Source organism: Halomonas mongoliensis (genome assembly GCF_052496345.1).
The window spans coordinates 2,520,766-2,534,963 of record NZ_CP199288.1; the positions used below are offsets into that span (position 1 = coordinate 2,520,766).

Genomic DNA, 14,198 nt, shown 5'->3' on the forward strand with positions numbered 1-14,198 from the left:
GCAGGGCAGCGGAACGGGCAGCATGGCAGCTTGCCATGCAGCCAATGGTCACGAATTGTGCAAGCGGCATGCAAGCCGTCGGCTCGGGGGCTCAAAGCGACAGGAAGAAGAGCGTCAGCGGCGGCGAGAGCAGCGACAGAATGAAGCCCGAGACCACCGCCACCGGCACGCAGGTCACGCCGCCGTGCTGCTGGATCACCGGCAGGGTGAAGTCCATGGAGGTGGCCCCGCCGTAGCCGATGGCCAGGGCGGCGTGGCGCCGGATCACCAGGGGGATCAGCACGAAGGCGAGGAGTTCACGGGCCAGGTCGTTGAAGAAGGCCACGCCGCCCAGCGCCGGTCCCAGGGCGTCGCCCACCAGGATGGCGGAGAGCGAGTACCAGCCGAACCCGGCGGCCATGGCCAGCCCCTCGCTGGCGCGCAGGTCAAGCAGCGGGGCGGCGATCAGCCCGCCGACCAGCGAGGTGGCCGCCAGCATCAGGGCGATGGCCAGGCCGTGGCGGTTGAGCAGGATCTGGCGCAGCGCCATGCCGGAGTTGCGCAGCTGACAGCCGATCAGCGCCAGCAGGGCATAGAGCACCCACTCGGCGAGGGCCTCGGCGCCGTCGTGGAGGCCGTCGAGGCCCCGGCCCAGGAGCCCCAGGGCCACGCCCAGGACCACCACGCCGACCAGGGCCAGTGAGCCCGCCATGGCGGCCAGCTTGCTGGTGGGGGCGCCGGGCACCACCCGGTTGGGGTCGGCGGTGAGGCCCAGCCGGCGCGATAGCCACCAGAGCCCCGCCAGGTTGCAGGCGCCGATCACGGCGAACAGCACCAGCGCCTGTCCCCCCATCCGCGAGAGCTGGCTGCCGAGGTTATCGAGGCCGGCCAGGCTCACCCCCATCAGCAGCAGGATCACATAGACGGAGGCGTTGACCCCGCGGTTGATCAGCGCCATCAGGCCGGCGTGGCGCACCGGCACCAGATAGCCCAGCAGCAGCGGCAGCAGCACGATGACCAGTCCGCTCAGCATGTCGGCGTCCTTCCCTGGCAGCGTCGCCTGCGGCGACGGAAAACCCGCTACTCTAGCAGGCTCCTGCCGGCTAGTCGTGGAAGGAGGGTGGGTAAGGGGTGGCTCGAGTCGGCTTCAGTCGTCGAGGGTGAGGTGGGTGAGAGAGAGCCGGCTTCTGCGCTCGCCGTCTCGGTGGTACTCCGCGGCTAGCATCAGCCCGGGGAGCTCCGGGTGGAAGTGGAACACCAGGTGGCGCTCCGGCTTGCCCGGCTCGTTGACCTTTACCGCGACCGCTTCGAAGCGGCCGGAGGGCAGCGAGAGGGTCTCGGCGCCCACCACCCGGTAGTTCATCTGCTCCTCGCGGCCGCGATGGTCCTGATAGCGCAGCTCGCATTCGCCGCTGCAGCTGCCGTTCACGGCGCGACGGGAGAGCTCGAAGAGCGCCGCCTGGCGGTCGGGCAGGGAGGTCAGCTCTTCCGGAGCGAGCCGGTAGTCGCCGCCGAAGCCCAGCAGGGAGTAGCCGCTGGTGTACTGCAGCGAGCGCACGCCCTCTTCCTCTACCAGGAAGCGGCTGCGCTCCTCGCCCCGGGCCACGGCGATCGCCGCCCGCATCTCGCTGAACCAGGAGGCGCCGTCCCGAGAGAGCCGGTGGTCGATGCTGGTGCTGGGCCAGCCGCTCACCTCCAGCCGATAGCGTGCCGCGAAGGGCTGGGGAGTGATGTGTCCCTCGGGTGCCTCCAGCGGCACGGCCCTGCGATCGGCGGGAGAGGGGGCGGCCGGCGCTCCGGCGGCCGTCGCTATCAGCGGCAGGCAGAGCAGCAGCAGCAGCAGCAGGCGTCTTGGCGTCATGGCGTGTCCGTTGTGGTGTGCGAGGCAGAGCTGTTGACCCGCACTGTCGCCCCGGGTTCCAGCACCGGGGAGTGGCACCCGGAAAGCGGGAGGCTCAAAGTGTTCGCACGAGGGCGTCGAGCCCCGGGCTCAGCGCGACCGGATAGCCGGCGTCTCCCGGGTCAAGCTCGCGCAGGGCGGCGGGCAGGCGGGCGAGAGCCTCCTGCACCCGCTCCCGGGCGCCGGCGGCCAGCGCCATCTCCTCCAGGGCGACCTCGCCGCCGCGCACCAGGGGGCGCAGCAGCGGCTCGCCGGGGATGCCAGGCTCGTCGCGCAGGGCGAGGGTATCGCCGGCATAGCGGCCCGCCTCGTCGTACCGGCGGTAGAGCTGCTTGCGCCCGGGCGGGTTGACCTTGCCCGGCGAGTGCTTGAGGCGCGGCGTGCCGGCGTACTCCACCAGCTTGTAGGAGAGGTCGATCACCGGTGCGTCCGAGGAGGCGCCCATCTCGGTGCCCACGCCGAAGACATCGATGGGGGCCCCCTCCTCCAGCAGGGCAGCGATCTGCCACTCGTCCAGGCCGCTGCTGGCGACGATCTTCACCTCGGGGTGTCCGGCGGCATCGAGCAGCGCCCGGGACTCCCTGGCCAGCTGGCCGAGGTCGCCGGAGTCGAGGCGGATCGCGCCGATACCGGTCTCGGGGGCCTCCGCGATCAGGTCGATCACCTTGCGTACGCCGGCCAGGGTGTCGTGGGTGTCCACCAGCAGGGTGGTGCCCGGATAGCGGCGGGCGAAGGCGCGAAAGGCCTCGCGCTCGTCATCGTGGGCCAGGATGTAGCTGTGGGCCATGGTGCCGCGCAGGGGCAGGTCGTGGCGCAGGCCGCCCAGCACGTTGCTGGTGCCCTCCAGGCCGGCGGTGCGGTAGGCGCGCACGCCGCGTACCGCGGCATCGATGCCGTGCATGCGGCGCATGCCGAAGTCCACCACCGGCCGGCCCCGGGCGGCCAACACCACCCGTACCGCCTTGGAGGCGAGCACCGTTTCCAGCTGCACCAGGTTCATCACCAGGCTCTCCAGCAGCTGGGTCTCGGCGATGGGGGCCTCCACCTCCATGAAGGGCTGGTTGGCGAACACCGGGGTGCCCTCCGGCAGGGTCCAGATATCGCCGCGAAAGCGCCAGGCGCCCAGCCATGCCAGGAAAGCCTCCTCGAACAGACCGGTACCGGCCAGCCGCTTCAGGTGGTGCTCCCTGAAGCGCAGCCGGGTGGCCAGCTCGGCGGCGTACTGCTGCCCGCAGGCCAGCATGAAGCGGCGGCCAGGCGGCAGGCGCCGGAAGAAGAGGCTGAAGGTAGCCCGCTCCTCCATCCCTTCGGCCCAGTAGGCCTGCAGCATGGTGAGCTGGTAGAGGTCGGTGAGCAGGGCCAGCTCTTCGTCGGCCACCGCGAAAGGCGCCGGCGTCATGGCGCCGCCTCGTCCACTATCGCCACCCCGGCGGCCTCGAGCTCTCGGCGCACCGCGTCGGCGGCGCCCGGCTCCACCGCGGCGCAGAGGGGGGCCAGCAGCAGGGTAGTGAAGCCCTCCCGGGCGGCCTCCAGGGCCGTAGCCTTCACGCAGACGTCCAGGGCCAGGCCGCAGACGAACACCCGCCCGATGCCCCGGTCGCGCAGATAGTCGGCCAGGCCGGTGCCGTCGAAGGCCGAGTAGGCGTCGGCGTCGAAGGCGCAGGCCTTGCTGACGCGAACCGTCTCTTCGGGCAGGGCCAGGTCGGCGTGGAAGGCGGCGCCGGGGGTATCCTGAACGCAGTGCACCGGCCAGGGGCCGCTGCGGTGGGCGAAGCTCACATGATCCACCGGATGCCAGTCCCGGGAGACCACCACCAGGGCACCGGCCCGGCGGGCCGCATCGATCTCGGCGTTGATGCCCGGCACCAGCGCCGCGCCGCCGGCCACGGCCAGGGCGCCCCCTTCGCAGAAGTCGTTCTGCAGGTCCACGATGATCAGGGCGTCGGCGGTGCCGTACTTCACCTGCATGCTCATCTCGCTCCCTCTCTTCTGGCCGTGCTTAGGGTCATGGGGTCAGTAGCCGGCGTCGGGGTCCACGGTATCGAGCGCCTCGCCGGCCTCGAAGGCGCGCAGCGCCTCGGCCACCTGATCCAGGGCCGCGCCCAGCGGCGTGGGACCCGCCATGTGGGGAGTGACCCAGACCCGCGGATGAGCCCAGAGCGGGCTTGCCTGGGGCAGTGGCTCCTCGGGGAAGGCATCGAGAAGGGCACCGCGCAGCCGGCCCTCGCCCTCCGCCGGCCCCAGCGCCGCCAGCAGGGCGGCCTCATCGATCAGGGTGCCGCGCCCCGGGTTGATCAGGCTGGCCCCTTCGGGCAGCAGGGAGAGTGCCCGGGCGTCGATAAGCTGCCGGGTGGCATGGGTATCGGGCAGCAGCAGCACTAGGGTGCGCACCCGGCCGAGCAGGTCGTCGAGCCCCGCCTCGCCGTGGTGGCAGACGATGCCGTCCAGACGCTTGGGCGAGCGGCTCCAACCGTGTACCGGAAAGCCGTCGGCGGCGACCATGGCCGCCACCCGGGTGCCGATGGCGCCCAGCCCCAGCACCCCCACCGGCCAGTCGCTCTTCTCCGCCACGGCGTGCTCGCGCCACTCCCGGGCGTGCTGCTGGCGCCGGTAGCGGTCGAAATCGCGCTGGAAGTGCAGGATGCCGTAGCGCACATAGTCGCCGATCAGCGCCGCCATGCCGGCGTCGCGCAGTTTGACGATGGGGACACCCTCGGGCAGGCCGGGGTTGTGGAGCAGGGCGTCCACGCCGGCCCCCAGATTGACGATGCCCTTGAGCGCCGCGGGCTCACGCAGAAGCCGCTCGGGCGGCTTCCAGACCGCCAGGTAGTCGGCTTCGCGACGCTGCTCGGCGGGCGCCGAACTGGTGATCACCTCGGCCTCCGGCAGCCGCTCGGCCAGGGCATCGCGCCACTGCTCGGCGTCGTCGATATGCACCAGTACCTTCATGGCGACTCCTTGTTTTCCACTAACTCCCATCATGGAAGCCGAAGGCGCAATGGACAAGCGTTGAGAGCCGCCGGCGGGCCCGTGCAGTAAATGCTTGACCGACTACCGTGGGTTGGAAGTAACCTGCGCCCATGGGGACCCTCCCCGCTGCCTGGTACCGCTGACCGGCCCTCCGGCCCGTTCAGGCATCCGTCGGTGACCGTCACCCTGGCCGGCCTTCTCCCTATCGAGAGGGCCGATTTTATTGATGTTGTGATGTCGAGTGGCCTAATGACCCAGGTAAATCTGCCCTTTTCCCGCGAGGAGTACGCCAGCCGGCTCTGGAAGGTGCGCGCCGAGATGGCCAGCCGGGGCATCGATGTGCTGATCATCAGCGATCCCTCCAACATGGCCTGGCTGACCGGCTATGACGGCTGGTCGTTCTATGTGCACCAGTGCGTGCTGCTCGGCCTCGAGGGCGAGCCGGTCTGGTACGGCCGGCGCATGGATGCCAACGGGGCGCTGCGCACCTGCTGGATCGATCCGGACAATATCACCTACTACCCGGACTACTATGTCCAGAACCCCGACATGCACCCCATGGACTATCTGGCCCAGTCGATCATGCCCGATCGCGGCTGGCACCAGGGGGTGATCGGCATGGAGATGGACAACTACTACTTCTCCGCCAAGGCCTACCAGAGCCTGCTGCGGGAGCTGCCCCACGCCCGCTTCATGGATGCCAACTCCCTGGTCAACTGGTGCCGCGCCATCAAGTCTCCCCAGGAGATCGCCTACATGCGCGTGGCGGGGAAGATCGTCGAGGGCATGCACTCGCGGATCCTGGAGGTGATCGAGCCCGGCCTGCCCAAGAGCAAGCTGGTCTCCGAGATCTATCGGGTGGGCATCGAGGGTTGGACGGATAGCAATGGCAAGGTCTTCGGCGGCGACTATCCGGCCATCGTGCCCATGCTGCCCACCGGCAAGGACGCCGCCGCCCCCCACCTGACCTGGGACGACACCCCCTTTCGCGAGGGGGAGGGCACTTTCTTCGAGATCGCCGGGGTCTACAAGCGCTACCACGCCCCCATGTCGCGCACCGTGTTTCTGGGCAAGCCCCCGGCGGAGTTCGTGCGCGCCGAGTCGGCGCTGCTCGAGGGGATCGAGAACGGCCTGGCGGTGGCCAAGCCCGGCAACCGCACCGCGGACATCGCCATGGCCCTGGGCGCGGCCATGGACAAGTACGGCTTCGACCGCGGCGGCGCCCGCTGCGGCTACCCCATCGGCATCAGCTACCCGCCGGACTGGGGCGAGCGCACCATGAGCCTGCGCCCCTCCGACGAGACCATCCTGCAGCCGGGCATGACCTTTCACTTCATGCCGGGTCTCTGGGAAGACGAGTGGGGGCTGGAGATCACCGAGAGCATCCTGATCACCGAGACCGGCTGCGAGACCCTGGCCGACTTCCCGCGCCAGCTCTTCGTGCGCTGAGCCGCTATGACAGAACAAGGAGTTTCAACGATGACCAAGCGCCCCAGCCCCATCAGCGCCACCGTCGACTTCGACGCCGACGGCGTCCAGCACGGCTTTCTCAAGCTGCCCATCTCGGTGGACGACTCCGCCTGGGGGGCGGTGATGATCCCGGTCACCGTGGTCAAGAACGGCGAGGGCCCCACGGCGCTGCTCACCGGCGGCAACCACGGCGACGAGTACGAGGGGATCACCTCCCTGCTCAAGCTCTCGAGCCAGCTCAAGGCCGAGGAGGTCACCGGCCGGGTGATCATCGTGCCCTGCATGAACACTCCGGCGGTGATGGCCGGCAAACGCACCTCCGGCCTCGACGGCGGCAACCTCAACCGCAGCTTCCCCGGCGACCCCGACGGCAGCGTGACCGAGAAGATCGCCGACTACTTCACCCGGGTGATGGTGCCGATGTGCGACGTGGTGCTCGACCTCCACTCCGGCGGGCGCACCCTGGACATCATCCCCTTCGGCGCCTCCCACGTGCTCGATGATCCCGAGCAGCAGCGCAGTGCCCTCGAGGGCGCCAAGGCCTTCGGCGCCCCCTACGCCATGATGATGTTCGAGCTCGATGCCGCGGCGCTCTTCGATACCGCGGTGGAGAGCCAGGGCAGGATCTTCGTGGCCACCGAGCTCGGCGGCGGCGGCACCTCCACTCCCGAGAGCATGGCGATCACCGAGCGCGGCGTGCGCAACTTCCTGATCCACTACGGCCTGCTGGCCGGCGAGGTGGAGATGCCCGCCGAGCCTCAGGTCTACCTCGACATGCCCGATGCCAGCTGCTACGTGCAGAGCGAGCACTCCGGCGTGCTGGAGCTCTGCTTTGCCCTGGGCGAGCGGGTCGAGAAGGGCGAGGTGGTGGCCCGGGTCTATGACATGACCCGCAGCGGCAGCGCGCCGGTGGAGTATCGTGCCAGCCGCAGCGGGGTGCTGGCGGCACGCCGCCACCCGGCGCTGGTCAACATGGGCGACACCATCGCGGTGATCGCCGATGTCGTCGACTCCCTGGGCTGAGGGTCCGCAACCGCAATGAAACTGGACCGCTACGACCTGAAGATTCTCGAGATCCTCTCCCGGGATGGCCGCATCACCAAGTCCAAGCTGGCCGAGGCGATCAACCTCTCGGTCAGCCCCTGCTGGGAGCGAGTGCGCCGGTTGGAGAAGGCCGGCATCATCGAGGGCTACAGCGCCCGCATCAACACCGAGGTGCTGGTCAGGCGCACCCCTGTGTGGGTGCAGATTGAGCTGAAGCAGCACAACGCCGAGAGCTTCGCCCGCTTCGAGGCCCTGGTGCACGCCACCCCCGAGGTGTCCGAATGCGTGGCGGTGGGCGGCGGCGTCGACTACCTGGTCAAGGTGGAGGCCGACTCCATCGACGCCTACCAGCGCCTGATCGATGACTGGCTCACCGGTGAGGCCGGCATCGAGCGCTACTTCACCTATATCGTCACCAAGACGGTCAAGTGGCCCGAGCAGGGATTCTCCCGCGACGATTTCGCCGAGTAGAGGCGCCCCGAGAGCGGTGCAGAAAATTCTGCTGTGCCGTCCGGCAGGACAAAAAAAAGCGCATCTCCCTCGGCGGCCTACGAAAAGTCCCTATCGCCCACCTCCCCTACCATGAACCCATCGAGCCGCCCTGGGGCCCAGCGCCAGGCGGCTCGTCCGTTTCTTCACGCCGGCCGCTGGGCAACGTCAACCACAAGGCCAATCCGGTCGGCGCGTCAGGGAGGTGCCCCATGAACATGAAGCTGTCCAGAACCCTGTCCACCATGCTCGACGATCCGCGTCTGTTTCGTCAGCACGCCTATGTCAACGGCCAGTGGACCCACGGCGAGGGCGGTCGCGAGGAGGCCGTCTTCGATCCGGCCACCGGCGAGGCCCTGGGCTACATTCCCTGGCTCGAGGCCAACCAGATCCTTGCTGCGGTGGACGCCGCCGAGGCGGCCTTCGTGCACTGGCGGGCGCTTCGCGCCGACGAGCGCTGCGAGCGCCTGCTGGCCTGGTACGACCTGATCCAGGCCAACCGCGAGGACCTGTCCATCATCATGACCATGGAGCAGGGCAAGCCGCTGCCCGATGCCCGGGGCGAGGTGGAATACGGCGCCAGCTTCGTGCGCTGGTTCGCCGAGGAGGGCAAGCGCACCTTCGGCGAGACCATCCCGAGCCATATCCCCAACGCCGCCCTGGGCACGCTCAAGGAGCCGGTGGGCATCGCCGCCCTGATCACCCCCTGGAACTTCCCGCTGGCGATGATCACCCGCAAGGCCGCCGCGGCCCTCGCCGCCGGCTGCCCGGTGATCGTCAAGCCCGCCGGCGAGACGCCGTTCTCGGCGTTGGCCCTGGCGGAGCTGGCCGAGCGTGCCGGCATTCCCGCGGGCATCTTCAACGTGGTGCTGGGCGAGCCCGCCGAGGTGTCGCAGCTTCTCTGCGCCGAGCCGCGGGTGCGGGCGCTCTCCTTCACCGGTTCCACCCGGGTCGGCCGCCTGCTGCTGGAGCAGTGCGCCAGCACCGTCAAGCGGGTCTCCCTGGAGCTGGGCGGCGATGCCCCCTTTATCGTCGGCCCCGACATGGACCCGAAGGAGGCCGCCTTCGCCGCCGTGGCCGCCAAGTTCCAGACCGCGGGGCAGGACTGCCTGGCCGCCGACCGCATCCTGGTCCACGAGTCGATCCATGACGACTTCGTGGCCCACTTCGCCGAGCGCATGGCCGCCCTCACCGTGGGCAACGGCCTGGAGAGCGAGATCGATCAGGGTCCGCTGATCCATCGCCAGGCGGTGGAGAAGGCCGCCGGCATCGTCGACGACGCCATCGCCAAGGGCGCCACCCTGGTGGCCGGCGATCAGAGCGAGGCCCCCGGCGAGAACTTCTTCATGCCGGTGCTGCTCACCGGGCTGACTCGCGACATGCGCCTGTGGCAGGAGGAGAGCTTTGCCCCCATCGCCGGTGTCATGGCCTATGCCGATGATGACGAGGCGATTGCCCTGGCCAACGACACCCAGTACGGTCTCGCCGCCTACGTCTACACCCACGATATCCGCCGCATCTGGAAGCTGCTGCGGGCGCTGGAGTTCGGCATGGTGTCGGTCAACTCGGTGAAGATGACCGGCCCCCCCGTGCCCTTCGGCGGCGTCAAGCAGTCCGGGCTGGGCCGCGAGGGCGGCATCACCGGCATCGACGAGTATCTCGAGACCAAGTACTACTGCCTCGGCGCCCTGGGGTCCGTCTCTGGTAGTTGAGCTTGCTGCGCTCGGCCATACTGTGTTGGATCTTGACTCGAACATGCTCATTTACAGAACGTAAACTCCGCGTTCTCGTCAAGATCCGCCTTGTCTGGCCTTCGCTCGCAGAGCTCTCGCGCTTAACGGTTTTGGTTAATTAATTTTACTTCCTCCCCGGCGGGACGCCGGGGAGCCTGATATGAGCAGAGGAAAGACATGAGCCAGCAGCACCAGGACCTGATCGACCGCGACCGCAAGGTGACCTTCCACGCCTCCACCCACCTGCGCGACTTCGCTCAGGGCGACGCGCCGGGCCGCGTGATCACCGGCGGCAAGGGTATCCATATCCGCGACAAGGACGGCCGCGAGTTCATCGATGCCTTCGCCGGCCTCTACTGCGTCAACATCGGCTACGGCCGTACCGAGGTGGCCGAGGCGATCTACCAGCAGGCCCTGGAGCTCTCCTACTACCACACCTACGTGGGCCACTCCAACGAGCCGCAGATCGCCCTCTCCGAGAAGATCATCGAGCTCGCCGGCCCCGGCATGTCCAAGGTCTATTACGGCCTGGGCGGCTCCGATGCCAACGAGACCCAGCTCAAGATCGTTCGCTACTACAACAACGTGCTGGGTCGCCCGCTGAAGAAGAAGGTGATCTCGCGCATGCGCGGCTACCACGGCTCGGGCCTGGCCACCGGCTCGCTGACCGGCCTCAAGGCGTTCCACGACCAGTTCGACCTGCCCTTCGAGGGCATCCTGCACACCGAGGCGCCCTACTACTACCACCGCGCCGCCGAGCAGCAGGGGATGACCGAGCGCGAGTTCTCGCAGCACTGTGCCCAGAAGCTCGAGGCGATGATCCTGGCCGAGGGGCCGGAGACCGTGGCCGCCTTCATCGGCGAGCCGGTGCTCGGCACCGGCGGCATCGTGCCGCCGCCCGAAGGCTACTGGGAGGCGATCCAGGCGGTGCTGGCCAAGTACGACGTGCTGCTGATCGCTGACGAGGTGGTGTGCGGCTTCGGGCGCATCGGCGCCGACTTCGGCAGCCACTTCTACGGCATCAAGCCCGACCTGATCACCGTCGCCAAGGGCCTGACCAGTGCCTACCAGCCGCTCTCCGGCGTCATCGTCGGCGACCGCGTCTGGGCGGTGCTGGAGCAGGGCACCGGCCAGTACGGCCCCATCGGCCACGGCTGGACCTACTCCGGCCACGCCCTGGGCTGCGCCGCCGCCCTGGCCAACCTGGCGATCATCGAGCGCGAGGACCTGACCGGGAACGCCCGTGATACCGGCGCCTACCTGCAGCAGGCCATGGCCACCGCCTTCGGCGACCACCCGATCGTCGGCAACGTGCGCGGTGTCGGCATGCTGGCGGCACTGGAGTTCTCCGTGGACCCCGAGCAGCGCAGGCACTTCGATCCCGCCCTCAAGGTGGGCCCGCGCATTGCCGTCGCGGCCCTGGAGGAGAACCTGATCGCCCGCGCCATGCCCCAGGGCGATATCCTGGGCTTCGCGCCGCCGCTGGTCACCACCCGCGACGAGGTGGACGAGATCGTCACCCGCGCCCGCCGGGCGGTGGACAGGGTCACCGACGAGCTGGTGCGCGAAGGCGCCGTCCAGGCCGTGCGCGCCTGATAAAAAACGCCAGTTGAACGAGAGCGCCGCGGGGGAGACCCCGCGGCGCTCTGGTGTTTATGGGACTCGTGTTCGGGGGCAGGACCTGCGGCGCTTGAGCCTTGGGGGCATGAGCCCCATGCTCTGTGTTCGATATCCAAGCGAGGAGCGCAACCATGGCAACGGTACTGGCCTTCGATGTCTACGGCACCCTGATCGACACCCATGGGGTGGTCACCGAACTAGAGGAGCGCCTCGGTGCCGTCGGCAAGGAGGCGCTGGCGGCCGAGTTCTCCCGGCGCTGGCGCGACAAGCAGCTGGAGTACAGCTTCCGCCGTGGCCTGATGGGGGCCTATGTGCCCTTCGGCGAGTGCACCCGGGAGGCGCTGGAGTTCACCGACCGCGCCCTGCAGACCCGCCTGGCCGACGTCGACAAGGAGCACCTGATGGCGGTCTACGCCCGGCTGCCGGCCTTCGCCGAGGCGGCCGGCGCCCTGGAGCGCCTGACCCGGGCCGGGGTGCGCTGCGTGGCCTTCTCCAACGGCACCCGGGAGGCGGTGGAGGGGCTCCTCGAACAGGCCGGCCTGCGTGGACACTTCGACGAGGTGGTGAGTGTCGACGAGGTCAAGCGCTTCAAGCCCGACCCCGCGGTCTACGCCCACCTGCGTCAGCGGCTCGAGGTGGCGCCGGGGGACACCTGGCTGATCTCCAGCAATCCCTTCGATGTGATCGGCGCTCGCTACGCCGGCCTGCATGCCGCCTGGGTGCGGCGCAGCCCGGAGGCGCCCTTCGACCCCTGGGGCGTCGAGCCGGACATGACCGTCGCCGACCTGGACGCCCTGGCCGAGCGGCTCAGCTGAGGCCTACTCCGAACGGCCTTGCCCGGCCTGGCGGGAGGCGTCATCGCCGGTGGTATCGGCCAGGCGGCTCTCGAAACGTGCGCCCACCCGGTGCAGCAGGGTGAACTGACGGTCGCACTGCCGGCAGGCGCCGCACATCGAGAGGTGGAGGCGCAGCGACAGGCGTTCCTGGAACGTCAGCCGGCGATCCTGCTTGAGGGACATCAGGCGGGTGGCGCCCTTGCACATCATCATGGTGTTGCCTCCTTCAGCCAGCCCTGCTGCAGGCAGGCCCGCAGCCGGAGTCGCGCGCGGTGCAGGATGACCCAGCAGTTGCTTTCCTTGATATCGAGCTCCCGGCAGATCTCGTCGGTGGAGAGCCCCATCAGCTCCCTCAGCGAGAAGACCCTGGCGGTATTGTCCGGGAGTGCGATCATGCAGGCATCGAATACCTGCCAGAAGTGCTCGCTCTCGAAGACCTTGTCGGGCTCGCCCCAGCTGGCCGGGCGGGCGTCCTGATGCCAACGCCCATTGTGCTGGAACTGCCGGTCGATAGCGTCGTCGTCGCTTTCGTCATCCAGGGGCTGCAGTCGCCCCAGGCGCTTCTGATAACGCATCACATCGAGGATCTTGTACTTGAGGATGCCGAATACCCACGTCTCGTAGCCCGAGCGCCCGGCGAAGCTGGCATCCTTCTCGATGGCGGCCATCATCGCCTCCTGCACCGCATCCTCGGCCAGGGCGTTGTCTCTCAGGTGCAGTCGTGCGAAGGAGAGCAGCCGAGGCCTGACGGCGACCAGCCGCTCCATGCGGGGTGGAGAGCGGGTCATGGCGCTGCCACCAGTGTGGAGTAGGTGGCCGAGAGCCGGGCCAGGTCCTCCGGGCGGTCGACGTCCCAGACGGTGGCGGGGCAGGCCAGCCGCCAGCCCAGCGCCGCGATGCGTTCGCGGGTCTCGGCCATCACGCTGCCGCTGCCCCAGGCGATGTTCTCAAACAGGCGCGGGTCGGGATGACGAGCGCCGAGCAGCGCGTAGCCGCCATCCTCGGCGGGCAGGCAGACGATGTCGTGATGCTTGAGCGCCTCGGCGCAGGCGCCGAGCAGCGCCGGGGTGAGCATCGGACAGTCGCTGCCGATGACCATGGCCGGGCCGCCGGCCTGTGACAGGGCGAGATGCATCCGCTCCCCCAGGTCGCCATCGGGCTGAGGGCGCAGGGCGATGCCGTGGCGCTCGGCCAGCTCGATAAAGAGCGGATGGGCGTGATCCAGCGCCGTCCACAGGGTGATGCGGTGTGCCGGGGTGGCGGCCAGGGCCGTCGCCAGGGTATGGCGCAGCAGCCGCTCGTGGAGCCGGGCGGCCCTCTCGGGGCCCAGCGCCGGGATCAGGCGGGTCTTGGCGCGCCCCGGGATCGGCGCCTTGGCGAGTATCGCCAGCCCCACGTCACCGGGTCGCCGTTCAGCGCACATGGCGATACTCCCTTGCCAGCTTTTCCGGCGATGCGCCGCGCCAGTAGCGAAAGCGCAGCCTCCACATCAGCAGGATCGTCGCCCAGGCCCCGTTCTGCTCCCAGCGCCGCCCGCTGCTCGTCACCTTCTCGCGCAGGCAGGCGGGGGGCGAGAGGCGCTTCAGTCGGCGCGACATCGCGATGTCCTCCATCAGCGGCTGGTCGGGGAAGCCGCCGACCGTTTCGAAGGCTTCCCGGGTCATGAACAGCGCCTGGTCGCCGGTGGCGATGCCGGTCAGCCGCGAGCGCAGGTTCATGGCGGTGGCGATGACCGGCAGCAGCGGGTGGCGCCCCTCGAGGCGGATGGCGAAGCGCCCCCAGCGGTGGCCGCCTGCCAGCGCCGCCTCGATCAGCCGATCGGCCTCTGCGGGCAGGCGGGTATCGGCGTGCAGGAAGAGCAGCGCCTCGCCGCCGGCCACGGCCGCGCCGGCGTTCATCTGCCGGGCGCGACCGCGGGTCGCCTCGACCACCCGGCTGCAGAGCGGGGCGGCCAGGGCGGCGGTCCCATCGCGACTGCCGCCGTCCACCACGACCACCTCCACGCCGCGGGCCCGCAACGGCTGAAGCGAGCCGAGCGTGGTCTCGATGGTGGTGGCCTCGTCGAGCACCGGGATGATGAGGCTGAGCGTGTGGGCGGGCATCGGGCATTCTCTCGGGCAGCAGTTCGGGCGACTCGCTGGGACTGACTTTCCTGTA

15 protein-coding genes are annotated in these 14,198 nt (G+C 69.3%); 6 read left to right on the forward strand and 9 right to left on the reverse strand.

The genetic code is table 11. The features are described from left to right. Positions 1 to 91: 91 nt before the first annotated feature. From ACRYRV_RS11870 to ACRYRV_RS11890, 5 genes are all read right to left on the reverse strand, one after another. Positions 92 to 1,012 carry a lysine exporter LysO family protein gene (locus ACRYRV_RS11870; RefSeq protein ID WP_444985025.1) on the reverse strand — a complete coding sequence of 307 codons (921 nt, stop codon included), beginning with the start codon at positions 1,010 to 1,012 and terminating at the stop codon, positions 92 to 94. Positions 1,013 to 1,126: 114 nt separating this feature from the next. Then, positions 1,127 to 1,840 carry a hypothetical protein gene (locus ACRYRV_RS11875; RefSeq protein WP_444985024.1) on the reverse strand — a complete coding sequence of 238 codons (714 nt, stop codon included), beginning with the start codon at positions 1,838 to 1,840 and terminating at the stop codon, positions 1,127 to 1,129. Between the two features lie 94 nt (positions 1,841 to 1,934). Next, positions 1,935 to 3,278: a nicotinate phosphoribosyltransferase gene (locus ACRYRV_RS11880; RefSeq protein ID WP_444985023.1), complete on the reverse strand. Its 1,344-nt coding sequence runs from the start codon at positions 3,276 to 3,278 to the stop codon at positions 1,935 to 1,937. Further along, positions 3,275 to 3,853, reverse strand: coding sequence for an isochorismatase family protein (locus tag ACRYRV_RS11885; protein ID WP_444985022.1), 579 nt, complete (start codon positions 3,851 to 3,853; stop codon positions 3,275 to 3,277). Before ACRYRV_RS11885 ends, ACRYRV_RS11880 begins: the two co-directional genes overlap by 4 nt. A 39-nt stretch (positions 3,854 to 3,892) precedes the next feature. Further along, positions 3,893 to 4,828, reverse strand: a complete 936-nt coding sequence (locus ACRYRV_RS11890) for a 2-hydroxyacid dehydrogenase (protein ID WP_444985021.1) — start codon at positions 4,826 to 4,828, stop codon at positions 3,893 to 3,895. A 270-nt stretch (positions 4,829 to 5,098) separates the two neighbouring features. Here ACRYRV_RS11890 and doeA point away from each other — a divergent pair, with 270 nt between their 5' ends. The 6 genes from doeA (at position 5,099) to ACRYRV_RS11920 (ending at position 12,020) form a co-directional block, all read left to right on the forward strand. Then, complete coding sequence (gene doeA / locus ACRYRV_RS11895; protein WP_309635370.1) at positions 5,099 to 6,298, forward strand: ectoine hydrolase DoeA; 1,200 nt, start codon at positions 5,099 to 5,101, stop codon at positions 6,296 to 6,298. Between the two features lie 30 nt (positions 6,299 to 6,328). Further along, the gene (gene doeB / locus ACRYRV_RS11900; protein ID WP_444985020.1) at positions 6,329 to 7,342 is read left to right on the forward strand and encodes a N(2)-acetyl-L-2,4-diaminobutanoate deacetylase DoeB; all 1,014 of its coding nucleotides are present in this window, start codon (positions 6,329 to 6,331) and stop codon (positions 7,340 to 7,342) included. Positions 7,343 to 7,357: 15 nt separating this feature from the next. Further along, positions 7,358 to 7,834, forward strand: a complete 477-nt coding sequence (locus ACRYRV_RS11905) for an Lrp/AsnC family transcriptional regulator (protein ID WP_253444813.1) — start codon at positions 7,358 to 7,360, stop codon at positions 7,832 to 7,834. A 230-nt stretch (positions 7,835 to 8,064) separates the two neighbouring features. Continuing rightward, the gene (locus ACRYRV_RS11910; RefSeq protein ID WP_253444811.1) at positions 8,065 to 9,564 is read left to right on the forward strand and encodes an NAD-dependent succinate-semialdehyde dehydrogenase; all 1,500 of its coding nucleotides are present in this window, start codon (positions 8,065 to 8,067) and stop codon (positions 9,562 to 9,564) included. A 198-nt stretch (positions 9,565 to 9,762) separates the two neighbouring features. After that, positions 9,763 to 11,181: an aminotransferase gene (locus ACRYRV_RS11915; RefSeq protein WP_444985019.1), complete on the forward strand. Its 1,419-nt coding sequence runs from the start codon at positions 9,763 to 9,765 to the stop codon at positions 11,179 to 11,181. Positions 11,182 to 11,336: 155 nt separating this feature from the next. Continuing rightward, positions 11,337 to 12,020, forward strand: a complete 684-nt coding sequence (locus tag ACRYRV_RS11920; protein WP_444985018.1) for a haloacid dehalogenase type II — start codon at positions 11,337 to 11,339, stop codon at positions 12,018 to 12,020. 3 nt (positions 12,021 to 12,023) lie between these two features. Here the strand turns inward: ACRYRV_RS11920 and ACRYRV_RS11925 are convergent, their stop codons facing one another. Genes ACRYRV_RS11925 through ACRYRV_RS11940 form a run of 4 tightly spaced genes read right to left on the reverse strand, consistent with a single transcriptional unit; the run spans position 12,024 to position 14,143 of the window. Continuing rightward, a complete protein-coding gene (locus ACRYRV_RS11925; RefSeq protein WP_444985017.1) occupies positions 12,024 to 12,254 on the reverse strand; it encodes a zf-HC2 domain-containing protein in 231 nt (76 codons plus the stop codon). Then, the gene (locus ACRYRV_RS11930; RefSeq protein WP_444985016.1) at positions 12,251 to 12,829 is read right to left on the reverse strand and encodes a sigma-70 family RNA polymerase sigma factor; all 579 of its coding nucleotides are present in this window, start codon (positions 12,827 to 12,829) and stop codon (positions 12,251 to 12,253) included. The genes ACRYRV_RS11925 and ACRYRV_RS11930 overlap by 4 nt, the downstream gene beginning before the upstream one ends. Further along, on the reverse strand, positions 12,826 to 13,464 hold the full coding sequence (locus tag ACRYRV_RS11935) for a TIGR04282 family arsenosugar biosynthesis glycosyltransferase (protein WP_444985015.1): 639 nt from the start codon (positions 13,462 to 13,464) through the stop codon (positions 12,826 to 12,828). Before ACRYRV_RS11935 ends, ACRYRV_RS11930 begins: the two co-directional genes overlap by 4 nt. Next, positions 13,454 to 14,143, reverse strand: coding sequence for a TIGR04283 family arsenosugar biosynthesis glycosyltransferase (locus ACRYRV_RS11940; protein ID WP_444985014.1), 690 nt, complete (start codon positions 14,141 to 14,143; stop codon positions 13,454 to 13,456). Before ACRYRV_RS11940 ends, ACRYRV_RS11935 begins: the two co-directional genes overlap by 11 nt. Between the last annotated feature and the right edge of the window lie 55 nt (positions 14,144 to 14,198).

Bases quoted from the DNA above. Each gene is read 5' to 3' on its own strand.
- ACRYRV_RS11870 (WP_444985025.1), bottom strand. From the start codon at position 1,012: ATGCTGAGCGGACTGGTCATCGTGCTGCTGCCGCTGCTGCTGGGCTAT.
- ACRYRV_RS11905 (WP_253444813.1), top strand. From the start codon at position 7,358: ATGAAACTGGACCGCTACGACCTGAAGATTCTCGAGATCCTCTCCCGG.
- ACRYRV_RS11925 (WP_444985017.1), bottom strand. From the start codon at position 12,254: ATGATGATGTGCAAGGGCGCCACCCGCCTGATGTCCCTCAAGCAGGAT.
- ACRYRV_RS11910 (WP_253444811.1), top strand. From the start codon at position 8,065: ATGAACATGAAGCTGTCCAGAACCCTGTCCACCATGCTCGACGATCCG.
- ACRYRV_RS11875 (WP_444985024.1), bottom strand. From the start codon at position 1,840: ATGACGCCAAGACGCCTGCTGCTGCTGCTGCTGCTCTGCCTGCCGCTG.
- ACRYRV_RS11880 (WP_444985023.1), bottom strand. From the start codon at position 3,278: ATGACGCCGGCGCCTTTCGCGGTGGCCGACGAAGAGCTGGCCCTGCTC.
- ACRYRV_RS11930 (WP_444985016.1), bottom strand. From the start codon at position 12,829: ATGACCCGCTCTCCACCCCGCATGGAGCGGCTGGTCGCCGTCAGGCCT.
- ACRYRV_RS11940 (WP_444985014.1), bottom strand. From the start codon at position 14,143: ATGCCCGCCCACACGCTCAGCCTCATCATCCCGGTGCTCGACGAGGCC.
- doeB (WP_444985020.1), top strand. From the start codon at position 6,329: ATGACCAAGCGCCCCAGCCCCATCAGCGCCACCGTCGACTTCGACGCC.
- doeA (WP_309635370.1), top strand. From the start codon at position 5,099: ATGACCCAGGTAAATCTGCCCTTTTCCCGCGAGGAGTACGCCAGCCGG.
- ACRYRV_RS11915 (WP_444985019.1), top strand. From the start codon at position 9,763: ATGAGCCAGCAGCACCAGGACCTGATCGACCGCGACCGCAAGGTGACC.
- ACRYRV_RS11885 (WP_444985022.1), bottom strand. From the start codon at position 3,853: ATGAGCATGCAGGTGAAGTACGGCACCGCCGACGCCCTGATCATCGTG.
- ACRYRV_RS11890 (WP_444985021.1), bottom strand. From the start codon at position 4,828: ATGAAGGTACTGGTGCATATCGACGACGCCGAGCAGTGGCGCGATGCC.
- ACRYRV_RS11920 (WP_444985018.1), top strand. From the start codon at position 11,337: ATGGCAACGGTACTGGCCTTCGATGTCTACGGCACCCTGATCGACACC.
- ACRYRV_RS11935 (WP_444985015.1), bottom strand. From the start codon at position 13,464: ATGTGCGCTGAACGGCGACCCGGTGACGTGGGGCTGGCGATACTCGCC.